General features: G+C 41.4%; 25 protein-coding genes. All 25 read right to left on the bottom strand.

The annotated features are described in order from the left end of the window. Positions 1 to 441 carry a 50S ribosomal protein L15 gene (gene rplO / locus OCF96_RS07885; RefSeq protein ID WP_000766087.1) on the bottom strand — a complete coding sequence of 147 codons (441 nt, stop codon included), beginning with the start codon at positions 439 to 441 and terminating at the stop codon, positions 1 to 3. A gap of 144 nt (positions 442 to 585) precedes the next feature. Beyond that, positions 586 to 768 carry a 50S ribosomal protein L30 gene (gene rpmD, locus OCF96_RS07890; protein WP_000057241.1) on the bottom strand — a complete coding sequence of 61 codons (183 nt, stop codon included), beginning with the start codon at positions 766 to 768 and terminating at the stop codon, positions 586 to 588. Between the two features lie 13 nt (positions 769 to 781). Beyond that, positions 782 to 1,276 (bottom strand): 30S ribosomal protein S5, encoded by a 495-nt coding sequence (gene rpsE, locus OCF96_RS07895; protein ID WP_000874202.1) that lies wholly within the window; start codon positions 1,274 to 1,276, stop codon positions 782 to 784. A 17-nt stretch (positions 1,277 to 1,293) separates the two neighbouring features. Continuing rightward, on the bottom strand, positions 1,294 to 1,650 hold the full coding sequence (gene rplR / locus OCF96_RS07900; RefSeq protein WP_000624044.1) for a 50S ribosomal protein L18: 357 nt from the start codon (positions 1,648 to 1,650) through the stop codon (positions 1,294 to 1,296). Positions 1,651 to 1,733: 83 nt separating this feature from the next. Then, a complete protein-coding gene (gene rplF, locus OCF96_RS07905) occupies positions 1,734 to 2,270 on the bottom strand; it encodes a 50S ribosomal protein L6 (RefSeq protein ID WP_000086626.1) in 537 nt (178 codons plus the stop codon). 192 nt (positions 2,271 to 2,462) lie between these two features. Next, positions 2,463 to 2,861, bottom strand: a complete 399-nt coding sequence (gene rpsH / locus OCF96_RS07910; RefSeq protein ID WP_000245504.1) for a 30S ribosomal protein S8 — start codon at positions 2,859 to 2,861, stop codon at positions 2,463 to 2,465. 284 nt (positions 2,862 to 3,145) lie between these two features. After that, positions 3,146 to 3,331, bottom strand: coding sequence for a type Z 30S ribosomal protein S14 (locus tag OCF96_RS07915; RefSeq protein WP_001085697.1), 186 nt, complete (start codon positions 3,329 to 3,331; stop codon positions 3,146 to 3,148). A 17-nt stretch (positions 3,332 to 3,348) separates the two neighbouring features. Next, entirely contained in the window at positions 3,349 to 3,891 is a 543-nt protein-coding gene (gene rplE, locus OCF96_RS07920; RefSeq protein WP_000013542.1) for a 50S ribosomal protein L5, read from the bottom strand. A gap of 23 nt (positions 3,892 to 3,914) precedes the next feature. Then, positions 3,915 to 4,220 carry a 50S ribosomal protein L24 gene (rplX, locus tag OCF96_RS07925; protein WP_000497691.1) on the bottom strand — a complete coding sequence of 102 codons (306 nt, stop codon included), beginning with the start codon at positions 4,218 to 4,220 and terminating at the stop codon, positions 3,915 to 3,917. A gap of 78 nt (positions 4,221 to 4,298) precedes the next feature. Then, the gene (gene rplN / locus OCF96_RS07930) at positions 4,299 to 4,667 is read right to left on the bottom strand and encodes a 50S ribosomal protein L14 (RefSeq protein WP_000616545.1); all 369 of its coding nucleotides are present in this window, start codon (positions 4,665 to 4,667) and stop codon (positions 4,299 to 4,301) included. A 25-nt stretch (positions 4,668 to 4,692) separates the two neighbouring features. Further along, a complete protein-coding gene (gene rpsQ / locus OCF96_RS07935; RefSeq protein WP_000440801.1) occupies positions 4,693 to 4,953 on the bottom strand; it encodes a 30S ribosomal protein S17 in 261 nt (86 codons plus the stop codon). Positions 4,954 to 4,977: 24 nt separating this feature from the next. Next, positions 4,978 to 5,184: a 50S ribosomal protein L29 gene (rpmC, locus tag OCF96_RS07940; protein WP_000772918.1), complete on the bottom strand. Its 207-nt coding sequence runs from the start codon at positions 5,182 to 5,184 to the stop codon at positions 4,978 to 4,980. Positions 5,185 to 5,193: 9 nt separating this feature from the next. Next, a complete protein-coding gene (gene rplP / locus OCF96_RS07945) occupies positions 5,194 to 5,607 on the bottom strand; it encodes a 50S ribosomal protein L16 (RefSeq protein WP_000960946.1) in 414 nt (137 codons plus the stop codon). 3 nt (positions 5,608 to 5,610) lie between these two features. Next, on the bottom strand, positions 5,611 to 6,264 hold the full coding sequence (gene rpsC, locus OCF96_RS07950; protein ID WP_000529936.1) for a 30S ribosomal protein S3: 654 nt from the start codon (positions 6,262 to 6,264) through the stop codon (positions 5,611 to 5,613). Between the two features lie 12 nt (positions 6,265 to 6,276). After that, complete coding sequence (gene rplV / locus OCF96_RS07955; protein WP_000818137.1) at positions 6,277 to 6,621, bottom strand: 50S ribosomal protein L22; 345 nt, start codon at positions 6,619 to 6,621, stop codon at positions 6,277 to 6,279. Between the two features lie 11 nt (positions 6,622 to 6,632). After that, positions 6,633 to 6,914 carry a 30S ribosomal protein S19 gene (rpsS, locus tag OCF96_RS07960; RefSeq protein WP_000533766.1) on the bottom strand — a complete coding sequence of 94 codons (282 nt, stop codon included), beginning with the start codon at positions 6,912 to 6,914 and terminating at the stop codon, positions 6,633 to 6,635. A 103-nt stretch (positions 6,915 to 7,017) separates the two neighbouring features. Beyond that, complete coding sequence (rplB, locus tag OCF96_RS07965; protein ID WP_000512911.1) at positions 7,018 to 7,851, bottom strand: 50S ribosomal protein L2; 834 nt, start codon at positions 7,849 to 7,851, stop codon at positions 7,018 to 7,020. A gap of 17 nt (positions 7,852 to 7,868) precedes the next feature. Next, on the bottom strand, positions 7,869 to 8,165 hold the full coding sequence (locus OCF96_RS07970; RefSeq protein WP_001055347.1) for a 50S ribosomal protein L23: 297 nt from the start codon (positions 8,163 to 8,165) through the stop codon (positions 7,869 to 7,871). After that, positions 8,165 to 8,788, bottom strand: coding sequence for a 50S ribosomal protein L4 (gene rplD, locus OCF96_RS07975; protein WP_000024549.1), 624 nt, complete (start codon positions 8,786 to 8,788; stop codon positions 8,165 to 8,167). The genes OCF96_RS07970 and rplD overlap by 1 nt, the downstream gene beginning before the upstream one ends. Positions 8,789 to 8,812: 24 nt before the next feature. Next, positions 8,813 to 9,439, bottom strand: a complete 627-nt coding sequence (rplC, locus tag OCF96_RS07980) for a 50S ribosomal protein L3 (RefSeq protein WP_000160197.1) — start codon at positions 9,437 to 9,439, stop codon at positions 8,813 to 8,815. 81 nt (positions 9,440 to 9,520) lie between these two features. Next, a complete protein-coding gene (rpsJ, locus tag OCF96_RS07985; protein ID WP_001284513.1) occupies positions 9,521 to 9,829 on the bottom strand; it encodes a 30S ribosomal protein S10 in 309 nt (102 codons plus the stop codon). 253 nt (positions 9,830 to 10,082) lie between these two features. Continuing rightward, the gene (nrdG, locus tag OCF96_RS07990) at positions 10,083 to 10,673 is read right to left on the bottom strand and encodes an anaerobic ribonucleoside-triphosphate reductase activating protein (protein WP_261446868.1); all 591 of its coding nucleotides are present in this window, start codon (positions 10,671 to 10,673) and stop codon (positions 10,083 to 10,085) included. Next, entirely contained in the window at positions 10,666 to 11,172 is a 507-nt protein-coding gene (locus tag OCF96_RS07995) for a GNAT family N-acetyltransferase (protein WP_261446869.1), read from the bottom strand. Before OCF96_RS07995 ends, nrdG begins: the two co-directional genes overlap by 8 nt. A 43-nt stretch (positions 11,173 to 11,215) precedes the next feature. Further along, the gene (locus tag OCF96_RS08000; protein ID WP_000521618.1) at positions 11,216 to 11,356 is read right to left on the bottom strand and encodes a hypothetical protein; all 141 of its coding nucleotides are present in this window, start codon (positions 11,354 to 11,356) and stop codon (positions 11,216 to 11,218) included. An 11-nt stretch (positions 11,357 to 11,367) separates the two neighbouring features. Then, positions 11,368 to 13,575, bottom strand: a complete 2,208-nt coding sequence (nrdD, locus tag OCF96_RS08005) for an anaerobic ribonucleoside-triphosphate reductase (RefSeq protein ID WP_261446870.1) — start codon at positions 13,573 to 13,575, stop codon at positions 11,368 to 11,370. Positions 13,576 to 13,647 lie beyond the last annotated feature (72 nt).

A 13,647-nucleotide genomic window follows, 5' to 3' on the forward strand; every position in this document is an offset into this window, starting at 1 on the left:
TTAGATGACTTCTACTGAACCACCTTTAGCAGTGATAGCTTCTTCAGCTGATTTAGAGAATTTAGCTGCTTTCACAGTCAATTTCTTAGTCAACTCACCGTTACCAAGAATTTTAATACCTGATTTTTCAGCTTTAACAATTCCTGCTTCGATAAGAACAACTGGAGTAACTTCAGCACCATCTTCAAAGACGTTCAATTGGTCAAGGTTCACAATTGCGTATTCTTTAGCGTTGATGTTAGTGAATCCACGTTTTGGAAGACGACGGAACAATGGAGTTTGTCCACCTTCAAAACCAAGGCGAACTCCGCCACCGCTACGAGCTTTTTGACCTTTTTGACCACGACCAGATGTTTTACCGTTACCTGATGAAGTACCACGACCAACGCGGTTACGTACTTTACGAGAACCTTCTGCAGGTTTCAATTCATGAAGTTTCATTTTTATTTTCTCCTCTTTTGTAAAATGCTAGCGCCGATAAGGGAGAAAAGGTTGTCTCCCCCATCAACTCGCCTATACGACGTCATCATAAATGACTATATCTAGTTTTAGGGGATGGTATACTGCACATCCCCTAAAAATTCATTAGTTTACTTCTTCAACTGTTACCAAGTGAGATACTGCTGTGATCATACCACGGATAGCAGCGTTGTCTTCTTTAATAACAGAGCTGTTCAATTTGCCAAGTCCAAGTGCTACAACAGTTTTACGTTGTGATGGAATGCGTCCGATTGGAGACTTAGTCAAAGTAATTTTAATTTGAGCCATTTTATCCCCTTTCTTATGCCAAATCAGAAACTGAAATACCACGAAGGGCAGCAACTTCTTCAGCGCGTTTCAATTGTTTCAAACCTTCAACAGTTGCACGAACAATGTTGATTGGAGTGTTAGAACCAAGTGATTTAGATGTAATATCTGCCACACCTGCCAATTCCACAACGGCACGAACTGCACCACCAGCGGCAACTCCAGAACCTTCTACAGCAGGTTTCAACAATACTTTAGCTCCACCGAATTCTGAAAGAACTTCGTGTGGGATTGTTGTTCCAACCATAGGAACTTCGATCAAGTTTTTCTTAGCATCATCTACTGCTTTACGGATTGCTTCTGGAACTTCTTGAGCTTTACCAGTACCAAATCCTACGCGACCGTTGTGGTCACCAACAACAACAAGAGCTGCGAAACGAAGACGACGTCCACCTTTAACAACTTTTGTAACACGGTTGACAGCAACTACGCGTTCTTCTAATTCAACTGCATTGTCTTTAAATGCCATTTTCTAGTGTCCTCCTATTAGAATTTCAATCCGTTTTCACGAGCTGCATCAGCCAAAGCTTTCACACGTCCGTGATATAGATATCCACCGCGGTCGAACACCACTTCTGAAATACCTTTAGCGTTTGCACGTTCTGCAACGAGTTTACCGACAGCAACGGCTTGTTCAGTTTTAGTTCCTTTTGAAACTTCTTTGTCAAGAGTTGAAGCACTTGCGAGCGTTACACCCGCTACGTCATCAATCACTTGAGCGTAGATGCCTGTATTAGAACGGAATACGTTCAAACGTGGGCGATCAGCAGTTCCAGAGAGTTTTCCGCGAACGCGACGGTGGCGTTTTTGGCGGAGTTTGTTTTTATCTGGTTTTGAAATCACAGTTTTCACCTCTTTAGTTTTAAATCGTGTGCTATGCACAAAGTTGGAAAATAGGTTGGTGGTTGAGAATCAACCACTCAACATTATTTACCTGTTTTACCTTCTTTACGGCGAACGAATTCACCAACGTAACGGATACCTTTACCTTTATATGGTTCTGGTGAACGAAGGCTACGTACGTAAGCAGCTGTTTGACCAACTACTTCTTTTGAAATTCCGCTAACAACGATTGTTGTTGGATTTGGAAGTTCAAAAGTAATTCCTTCTGGAGCTTCAACTTCGTCTGGATGAGATTTACCAACAGCCAAAACAAGTTTAGATCCTTGAAGTTGTGCACGGTAACCAACCCCGCGCATTTCAAGTTCTTTCTTGAATCCTTCTGATACACCAACAACCATGTTGTTCAAAAGGGCACGAGTAGTTCCGTGAATAGTTTTCATTTCTTTTGAATCGTTTGGACGGTGAAGAGTTACTTCAGTACCTTCCACACGGATTTCAATATCTTTTGAGAACTCACGAGTAAGTTCTCCTTTAGGTCCTTTTACAGTTACAACGTTGTCATTGTTAGTGATTTCAACACCAGCAGGCAACACGATAACTTTATTACCAATACGTGACATGTTTATTTTCTCCTGTTAAATTGTCAGGCCATAATGGCCAGTTTTCACGGGGTTAAAGATACTTATTGAGTTCAATAGCTAAATTGAACACGCTCTAAGAACTGTGCAAAATAGATAAGTTGGCTTGTTTGTAAACAAACTTCTCCAACTTCCTAATTTTGCTTTGTTCTTTACGAGCTTTGTATCTTGATTTTACCAAACGTAAGCGATAACTTCTCCACCAACATTCTTTTGGCGTGCTTCTTTATCAGTAAGCAAACCTTCAGAAGTTGAAAGGATAGCAATTCCAAGTCCGTTAAGAACTTTTGGAAGGTCTTCACGTTTTTTGTAGACACGAAGTCCTGGTTTAGAAACACGTTTCAAGTTAGTGATAACTTTTTCACCGTTTGGTCCGTATTTAAGGAATACACGGATGATGCCTTGTTTGTCATCTTCGATGATTTCAACGTTTTTTACAAAACCTTCGCGTTTAAGGATTTCAGCAATCCCTTTTTTGATGTTTGATGCAGGTACTTCAAGTACTTCGTGTTTAGCTTGGTTAGCGTTACGAATACGAGTTAGGAAGTCTGCGATTGGGTCAGTCATAACCATTTTGTTTTTCTCCTCTTACTAGTAGTTTGCAAGTTGCACTTGCTAGTTAATACATGATACAAAGAGCGTAACAGCAAGAGCAAAAATAGGCAATTTGATACAGGAGCGATGCTCCAAAGAAAATTGGTCTGTTTTGCCAAAGCTGTAGCTCGTGTTCAAATTGGCAAGTCCAACTGAACCCGGGCTAAACTCTGTGTGAAAAAGATAAACTTTCCTAGAAACTTCAGTTTCTTCGTCAAGTTTCCTATTTTCACTTAGAGTTTTGACGCCCTTGATATCTTAAATTACCAAGATGCTTTTGTTACACCAGGAATTTGTCCTTTGTAAGCTAATTCACGGAAGCAAACACGGCAAAGTTTAAATTTGCGGTAAACTGAATGTGGACGACCACATTTTTCACAACGAGTATAAGCTTGAGTAGAGAACTTCGCTGGACGTTTGTTCTTAGCAATCATTGATTTTTTAGCCATTAGATTTACCTCCTATATTATTTTGCAAAAGGCATTCCAAGGCCTGTAAGCAATGCACGTGACTCTTCGTCAGTGTTAGCAGTTGTTACGATAACGATGTCAAGACCACGAGTTTTGTCAACGTCATCGAAGTTGATTTCTGGGAAGATCAATTGTTCTTTCACACCAAGTGTGTAGTTTCCGCGTCCATCAAATGATTTTGTTGGAACACCGTGGAAGTCACGTACACGTGGAAGTGAAACTGAAACCAATTTATCCAAGAATTCGTACATACGTTCACCACGAAGGGTAACTTTTGCACCGATCGCAACACCTTCACGAAGACGGAAGCCGGCGATTGATTTTTTAGCTTTAGTGATAAGTGGTTTTTGACCTGAGATAAGTGCCAATTCTTCAGCAGCTTTTTCAAGGCTTTTAGCGTTTGATACAGCTTCACCAACACCCATGTTCAAAACGATCTTATCTACTTTAGGCACAGCCATCACTGATGAGTAGTTGAATTGTTCTGTCAAAGCAGGAACTACTTCATTAAGATATTTTTCTTTTAAACGATTTGCCATTATACTTCTCCTTTCCTTCGTGATTAATCAAGCACTTCGCCTGATTTTTTGTTGTAGCGAACTTTTTTACCGTCTACAAATTTGTAACCAACACGACCAGCTACACCATTTTTGTCCAAAACTTGAACGTTTGATACGTGGATAGCTGCTTCTTTTTCGATGATACCACCTTGAGGAAGCTCGTTAGTTGGACGTTGGTGTTTCTTAACGATGTTAACACCTTCAACGATAACTTTGTTTACTTTTGGAAGGGCAGTAAGGACAACAGCTTCTGTTCCCTTATCTTTACCAGCGATTACGCGAACTTTGTCGCCTTTTTTTACAAACATTAGGTTTCTCCTTGATTTTTCTTACGCCCATAAGGGCACCCTGGAGGTAAATCCAGGGGACTAGTTTGTTTCTAAAAATTAAAGTACTTCTGGAGCAAGTGACACGATCTTCATGAAGCCACCTTCACGCAATTCACGTGCAACTGGGCCAAAGATACGTGTTCCGCGAGGAGTTTTGTCTTCACGGATGATAACTGCTGCGTTTTCGTCAAATTTGATGTATGAACCATCAGCACGACGAGCACCTGATTTAGTACGAACGATAACTGCTTTAACAACGTCACCTTTTTTAACCGCACCACCAGGAGTAGCTTGTTTTACAGATGCCACGATAACATCACCGATGTTTGCAAATTTACGTCCTGAACCACCAAGAACTTTGATAGTCAAGATTTCACGAGCACCGCTGTTGTCTGCGACTTTCAAACGAGTTTCTGTTTGAATCATTTCAGTTTTCTCCTTTCAGGTTTGATTAGATGATGACCGCTTCTTCAACAACTTCTACAAGACGGAAACGTTTTGTAGCTGAAAGCGGGCGAGTTTCCATGATACGTACGATATCGCCTTCTTTGGCAACATTGTTTTCATCATGAGCTTTGTATTTTTTAGAGTAGTTAATACGTTTACCATAGACTGGGTGGTTACGTTTTGTTTCAACTACAACTGTGATTGTCTTGTCCATTTTGTCAGATACAACACGTCCAACAAGAACTTTACGATTATTGCGTTCCATTGAAATTTCTCCTTCCCTAGTCTATTATTTCGCTTCAGATTGAACTGTTTTGATACGAGCGATTTGTTTTTTAACTTCTTTCAAGCGAGCTGTTTGTTCCAATTGACCAGTAGCAGCTTGGAAACGAAGTTCAAACAATTCTTTTTTCAATTCGTTTTCGCGCTTCGCGAGTTCTTCTTGAGAAAGACCACGAAGTTCTTTAACAAATTCTTTTACTTCATTAAGTTTCATGCCTTCTCCTTATTCTGCTTCACGTTTTACGAATTTACATTTAACTGGCAATTTGTGGCTAGCAAGACGAAGCGCTTCGCGTGCAATCTCTTCAGATACACCAGCAATTTCGAACATCACTTTACCACGTTTAACTGGTGCTACCCAACCTTCAGGTGCCCCTTTACCAGATCCCATACGCACACCGATAGCTTTAGCAGTGTATGATTTGTGTGGGAAGATTTTAATCCAAACTTTACCACCACGTTTCATGTAACGAGTCATGGCGATACGAGCAGCTTCGATTTGGCGGTTAGTGATCCAGTGGCTAGTTGTAGCTTGAAGACCGTATTCACCAAATGCTACTTCTTTTCCACCTTTTGCTTCACCGCGCATTTTTCCACGGAATTCACGACGGTGTTTAACACGTTTAGGTACTAACATTGGTTATTTACCTCCTTTAGTGTTTTTGCGAGCTGGAAGAACTTCACCACGGTAGATCCATACTTTAACACCAAGTTTACCGTATGTAGTATCTGCTTCTTCCCAAGCGTAATCGATATCTGCACGAAGTGTGTGAAGTGGAACAGTTCCTTCAGAGTATCCTTCAGCACGGGCGATATCTGCACCGTTCAAACGACCTGATACTTGAGTTTTGATTCCTTTTGCTCCAGCACGCATTGCACGTTGGATTGCTTGTTTTTGTGCACGACGGAAAGCAACACGTTGCTCCAATTGACGAGCAATTCCTTCACCTACAAGGTGAGCATCCAAATCAGGTTGTTTGATTTCGATGATGTTGATGTGTACTTGTTTTCCAGTCAATTTGTTAAGTTTCGCACGGAGTGCATCAACGTTAGCACCACCTTTACCGATAACCATACCTGGTTTAGCAGTGTGAAGTGAAACGTTAACTTTGTTTACTGCGCGTTCGATTTCGATAGTTGAAACCGCTGCGTCAGCAAGTTCTTTTTGAACGAATTTACGGATTGCAAGATCTTCATGAAGGTAATCCGCGTATTCTTTTTCAGCATACCATTTGGCATCCCAATCACGGATGATGCCGACACGCATACCAATTGGATGTACTTTTTGACCCACGATTTTACCTCCTTATTTTTCTGCAACAGCTACAGTGATGTGAGCTGTACGTTTGTTGATTGGTGAAGCTGAACCTTTCGCACGTGGACGGAAACGTTTCATAGTTGGTCCTTCGTTTGCGAATGCTTCAGATACTACCAAGTTAGCTTTATCCAAACCAAAGTTGTTTTCAGCGTTAGCTACAGCTGAGTTCAAAACTTTCAAGATGATTTCAGCGGCTTTGTTTGGAGTGAATGTCAAGATTGCGATTGCATCGGCTACGCTTTTACCACGGATGTTATCAAGAACAAGACGTGATTTACGAGGTGAAACACGTACTGTACGAGCCATTGCTTTAGCTGAAGTAATTTCTGCCATTTATGTTCTCCTTATTTTCTACGTGTTTTCTTGTCGTCTGCAGCGTGACCTTTGTAAGTACGAGTCGGTGCAAATTCACCAAGTTTGTGACCTACCATGTCTTCTTGGATGTAAACAGGTACGTGTTTACGTCCGTCATAAACTGCAATAGTGTAACCAATGAAACTTGGGAAGATCGTTGAACGACGTGACCAAGTTTTAATAACTTTTTTCTTTTCGTCGTTAGCTTGAGCTTCAACTTTTTTCATCAAATGCTCATCGACGAAAGGTCCTTTTTTAAGACTGCGTCCCATTTTTATATTTTCTCCTTTAAATGTTGTACCACAGCGGCTTGCGCTCCTATGGAGCGCTACCGAGCTGGCGGATTTACTAGTTGCTTAAGCGACTAGTTTAATATTATTTCTCGTTGCGACGACGAACGATAAGTTTGTCAGATTTCGCTTTCTTGTTACGAGTTTTAAGACCAAGAGCAGGTTTGCCCCATGGAGTAGATGGTGCTTTACGACCAACTGGTGCTTTACCTTCACCACCACCGTGTGGGTGATCGTTAGGGTTCATTACAGAACCACGAACTGTTGGGCGGATACCTTTCCAACGGCTACGTCCTGCTTTACCAAGGTTTACAAGTCCGTGTTGTTCGTTTCCGACAACACCAACTGTAGCACGGCAAGTTCCAAGAATCATACGAACTTCACCTGATTGAAGACGAACAAGAACGTATTTACCTTCAGAACCCAATACTTGAGCAGATGCACCAGCAGCACGTACCAATTCACCACCACGACCAGGTTTCAACTCGATGTTGTGGATCAAAGTACCAACTGGGATGTTAGCAAGTGGAAGAGCGTTTCCGACTTTGATATCTGCTTCTGGACCTGAAACGATACGTTGACCTACTTCAAGACCTTTTGGAGCGATGATGTATGCTTTCACACCGTCAGTGTAGTGTACAAGAGCGATGTTTGCAGAACGGTTTGGATCGTACTCGATTGTTTTAACAACTGCTTCAACGTTGTCTTTGTTACGTTTGAAGTCAACCAAACGGTAGAAACGTTTGTGTCCACCACCTTGGTGACGAACTGTGATACGACCGTTGTTGTTACGACCAGCCTTGCTCTTCAATGCAACAAGCAATGATTTTTCAGGAGTGCTTGTTGTGATTTCAGCGAAATCCAAAGAAGTCATATTACGGCGACCGTTTGTTGTTGGTTTATAAACACGAATTCCCACGATATTTCCTCCTTAGATTATTCAGCTTCAGCAGCAAACAACTCGATTGCTTTAGAATCAGCTGTAAGTGTGATGATAGCTTTTTTAGTTTTGTTAGTAAAACCAGTGTAACGTCCAACACGTTTAGCTTTTGGTTTTACGTTGATTGTGTTAACATTTGCAACTTTAACACCTTCGAAAGCAGCTTCAACAGCTTGCTTGATCAAAAGTTTGTGTGCACGAGTGTCAACTTCAAATACATATTTTCCTGCTTCAAGTTGAGCCATTGAGCTTTCAGTGATTACAGGTTTTTTGATAACATCATACAAATTCATTATGCAAGAACCTCCTCGATTTTAGAGATAGCTGCTTGAGTAACAAGAAGTTTGTCACTATTTGCGATGTCAAGAACACTTGCAGTTGTAGCAGTCGCAACTTTCACGTTTGGAAGGTTACGAGCTGAGAGAGCTGCGAATTCGTTTCCTTCTTCAAGAATAACAAGGACTTTAGAATCGATGCTCAAAGCTGCAAGAACTTTTGCAAATTCAGCAGTTTTTGGAGCTGTAAATTCAAGAGAATCAACGGCTACAAATTTATTTTCAGCAACTTTTTCTGAGTAAACAGATTTAAGCGCAAGGCGACGAACTTTTTGAGGAAGTTTGTACGCATAGCTACGTGGAGTTGGTCCGAAGACGATTCCACCACCACGCCATTGTGGAGAGCGGATAGAACCTTGACGAGCACGTCCAGTTCCTTTTTGACGCCATGGTTTGCGTCCGCCACCTGAAACAGCTGAGCGGTTTTTAACTGCGTGAGTTCCTTGACGAAGGCTAGCACGTTGGCTGATGATCACATCAAACACAACAGATTGGTTTGGTTCGATACCAAAGATTGCATCGTTAAGAACAACTTCGCCAGCTTGTTTACCAGTTTGGTCGAATAATGTTACATTTGCCATTTTGACTGTATTCCCCTTTCCTTATTATTTACCAGCTTTAACTGCTGACTTGATAGTGATAAGAGATTTCTTAGCACCTGGTACGTTACCTTTGATAAGGATAACGTTCTTTTCTGGAACAACTTGTACAACTTCAAGGTTTTGAATTGTTACGCGGTCACCACCCATACGTCCTGCAAGGTTTTTACCTTTGAATACGCGGTTAGGTGCAACAGGTCCCATAGAACCTGGACGACGGTGGTAACGAGAACCGTGAGCCATTGGTCCACGTGATTGTCCGTGGCGCTTGATAACACCTTGGAAACCTTTACCTTTAGAAGTACCAGTTACGTCAACAACGTCTCCAGCTGCGAATGTTTCAACTGTGATTTCAGCACCAACTTCCAAGCCTTCAACGTTTTTGAATTCACGAATGAAGCGCTTAGGAGCCGTGTTAGCTTTCGCTACATGTCCTTTAGCAGGTTTGTTGCTCAATACTTCGCGTTTGTCATCAAAACCAACTTGGATAGCGTTGTATCCGTCTGTTTCAACAGTTTTAACTTGAAGAACAACGTTTGGAGTTGCTTCAATAACTGTTACAGGGATCAATTCGCCAGCTTCAGTGAAGATTTGAGTCATTCCCACTTTTTTCCCTAAGATTCCTTTTGTCATGAGAAAATAGTTCCTTTTCTATATTTTTATTCAAAAAGTTTTTAACGAGCGTTTTTTATGCTCAAGATATCAAGCTTTAGATTAAAGTTTGATTTCTACGTTTACACCACTTGGAAGATCCAATTTCATCAAAGCATCAACTGTTTTTTGAGTTGGGTTAACGATATCGATCAAACGTTTGTGTGTACGCATTTCAAATTGTTCGCGAGAGTCTTTGTATTTGTGAGTCGCACGAATGATTGTGTAGAGGCTACGTTCAGTTGGAAGTGGGATTGGACCCGCAACTTGTGCACCTGTACGAGTAGCTGATTCTACGATTTTTGCAGCCGCTGTGTCAAGCGTACGGTGTTCGTAAGCTTTCAAACGGATACGGATTTTTTTGTTTGCCATCTTTTTCTCCTTTTCGTCTATTTAAGATAATAGGCTAGCTCCACAAGAAAACCGACGCGGTGTTGCGTGGCAATGCAACCGAGCGTGTCGCAACCTCTTGCATCAAAGCTAAAGCTGTAATTTACAGCACCATAATAGAATAACACAAAGCCCCTGCGATTGCAAGGGATTTGTTGCTGTTTTTTAAAATTTTTAACATGAAAATGTTTTCTTTTTTAGCAGGTCATTTATTTATGTATTTTATGGAAGAAAGTTACTCTCTCTTCACCTGTTCATAGCTTTCTTTTCCGTCAGTAAGCTTATCCCAAATCACTACTTGCCCACTTTGGAGCGATTTTTGCACATCGATAATTCGTTGGTTGGACGAACCTCGAAACTGGAGCATGAGATTTCTCTTAGTTCGGTCATACCGTCCATCGACAAGGATGTCAATTAGCGACAATAGTTCCAGTTTATCTGGAGTTTCCAACATCATTTCTTCCCAAGTATAGCCCGTCCAGGACCAGATGTCTTTATCTGGCAATTCCTTCCGAATGCGCTTAACGAGTGGCAAAAGAATCCCAGTATTGAGAAAAGGCTCCCCTCCCAGCAAAGTCAAGCCTTGAACATAGGGTTGAGCAAGATCTGCCATAATCTGTTCTTCTAATTCTGCTGTATAGGGAATTCCTGCCTTGAAAGACCAAGTCGCTACATTATAACATCCCTCGCAGTGAAACATGCAACCTGCTACATAGAGAGAGTTACGCACACCCTCTCCATCTACAAAGTTGAAGGCCTTGTAATCAATAATCCGCCCTTGACTGAGTTCCTCGCTTTTCCATTCTTGTGGTTTAGGATTATTCATTTGCTACCTCTATCCAATAACGCTCGACTCCATTACGAACATCTTCAAGAATTCCTCCATTTGCTAAAATGACTGCTCTGCTAGCAGGATTATTCACGCTACAGGTCACAAGAATTCTCTTGATGTTCTTTTCCTTAGCAACTTGCAAGCCCTGACTGAGAGTTTCCTTAGCATAACCTTTACCTCTTTCTGATAGACGAATGGTGTAGCCAATGTAGCCAGCATAATTCAGTAACCCCTCATTCAGTCTCAATCGCAGATTCAAAAATCCTAGAGCACGACCTACATCATCAAATGATACAAATTGAATAGAAGGAACACGATTTTCAGGCAAGTTTATTCCCATCTCTTTTTGCATATTTGTTTCCAACCACTCTTCATACACAAAGTTCTCTGTATCCCAAAATCCTCCATCATGTCCTGATTGGCTCTTTTCAAACTCTTCCATCATCTCTAAAACTGTTACTTTATCTGCTAATATTGGTCTTCGTAGTTCCATTCTTACCTCCCACTAAGAGAAAAGCGAGAGCTGGCTCTCACTTTTATTTTTTCTTGTTCTTGTTTAAAAATTGTTCTCTGAGGTTGAGCAAACGTTCTTTCTTACCAGCTCCACCTTTAGAGTGTTTCTCGTGATAACGGGTCACTTGTGCACGCCCCTTATCGTCTAATTGATATTTTCCCATTTCATTTCTTTCTAATTTGTTACTTGATGGCCAGCTATTTTAATCGTTGAGCCATTCATGTGTTTGACACGCGCAGCGATTTCCTTGTGACGCCCATTGACCATAGGTCTCGCTTGAGGATTGCCTAAATAGCCACAAGTCCGTTTAACAACGTCTACTGTTTTAGGGTCGCTATTTCCACAGTTTGGACAAGCAAATCCTCTCTCAGTTGGTTCAAAATCCCCTTCAAAGTCACACTTGTAGCAACGGTCGATTGGTGTATTGGTCCCTAGATAGCCGACACGGTCATAGGCATAGTCCCAGACAGCTTCCAAGGCCTTTGGATTTTGCTGAAGGACTGGATACTCACAATAATGGATGAAACCACCTGACGCACCTGCTTCTGGATAGACTTTCTCAAAGTCTAATTTTTCAAATGGTGTTGGATTTTTACGAACATCGTAGTGGAAAGAGTTAGTGTAGTATTCCTTGTCTGTAATATCAGGAATAGAACCAAACTTCTCTGTATCTAGTCGGCAGAAACGGTCTGTCAAACTTTCAGATGGTGTTGAGTAGATAGAGAAATGGTAGCCATATTGGTCAGACCACTCTTCTACACGGCGTTTCATATCGCGAATGATATCCAGCGTAAATTCCTTAGCTTCTAGATTGTGTTCCCAGCTATTTCCAAAGAAAACTGTCGCTACTTCGTACAAACCGATGTAACCCAGCGAAACTGTCGCACGACGATTCTTAAAGAGCTGGTCAACACTTTCTTCTTTACCTAGACGATGGCCAAAAGCACCGTATTGATAAAGGATAGGAGCATTGGCTGGTGTCGCCTCTTTAGTGCGTTCGATACGATAAACAAGAGCATCTTCAGCGATATTCATCCGCTCGTTGAAGATTTCCCAGAACTTATTCATGTCGCCCTCAGACTCAAGAGCAATACGAGGTAGGTTAACTGTCACAACACCCAGATTCATACGGCCTGAATTGACTTCTACACCATTTTCATCCTTCCAACCTTGAAGAAACGAACGGCAACCCATAGGCACCTTGAAGGAACCTGTCAAGTCAACAATCTTATCGTAAGACAAGACGTCTGGGTACATCCGCTTGGTTGCACACTCAAGAGCCAACTGCTTAATGTCGTAGTTGGGAGTCCCTTCTTCCAAGTTAAGACCTCTTTTTAGCGTAAAAATGAGCTTAGGGAAGATGGCTGTACGGTGTTCTGAACCAAGGCCCTTAATGCGAATGTTTAAGATAGCTTTTTGAATTTCCCGCTCAAAACGATTAGTTCCTAGACCAAAACCTAGCGAAGTGAAAGGTGTTTGCCCATTTGAAGTGAAGAGGGTGTTGATTTCATACTCAAGAGATTGCATGGCATCATAGATATCTTTTTGAGTTTTCTTCCAAGCGTAATCTTCCCGTTTTTCAGGTAAAACCCACTCTTCTGCATCTTTGAGATGTTTTTGGTAATTCTTCTCTGCATAAGGCGCCAAGACTTCATCGATACGGTCAGCTGAACAGCCTCCATACTGGCTAGAAGCAACGTTGGCAATGATTTGGGAAATCTGAGCTGTCGCAGTCTGGATAGACTTGGGACTTTCTACCTCTGCATTTCCAATCTTAAAACCATTTTCCAACATCCCCTTGAAATCAATCAAACAGCAGTTGGTCATAGGTGTATAAGGACTGTAGTCCAAATCGTGATAGTGGATATCCCCTTTTTGGTGGGCATTGGCTACGTGCTTAGGAAGCATTTGCAGTCCGATTGACTTTCCAACAATTCCTGCTGTCAAATCACGCTGGGTGTTAAAGACATCGCTGTCTTTATTAGCATTTTCATTGACAACTGCCTGATCTTTGTTGAGAAGTTTATGGATACTAAAGTTAATATCTGTCGCTTTTGATCGCTCGAAATCCCTCTGTGTTCGATAAGTGATATACTCTTCAGCCAGCGCATATTCTTTAGCTTCAAGGAGTTCATGTTCTACGATATTTTGGATTTCGTAAATCTTAACTCCCTTTGGAAAGCGACTATGAATTTCTGTGACAATTCGCTCGGTCAAAGCATTGAGGCGTTTTTCGACCAAGGGTGTCACATCCATAACCTTGTCAGCCGCCTTGTGGAGAGCCTTGTCAATCTTGTCCACATCAAATACAACACGTCTCCCATCTCGTTTTTCAACGAAGAGAGTTGGCAAAATTGTAATTTTTTCTTCTAGTGCAATCATATGCATGCTCTTTTCTAAAATGTTCTTTCTAAAAAGTATTATACCACTCTAAAAAGAAAAATCAATATCTTG

It is taken from the genome of Streptococcus mitis, assembly GCF_946190065.1.
Lineage (GTDB): Bacteria > Bacillota > Bacilli > Lactobacillales > Streptococcaceae > Streptococcus > Streptococcus mitis_DE.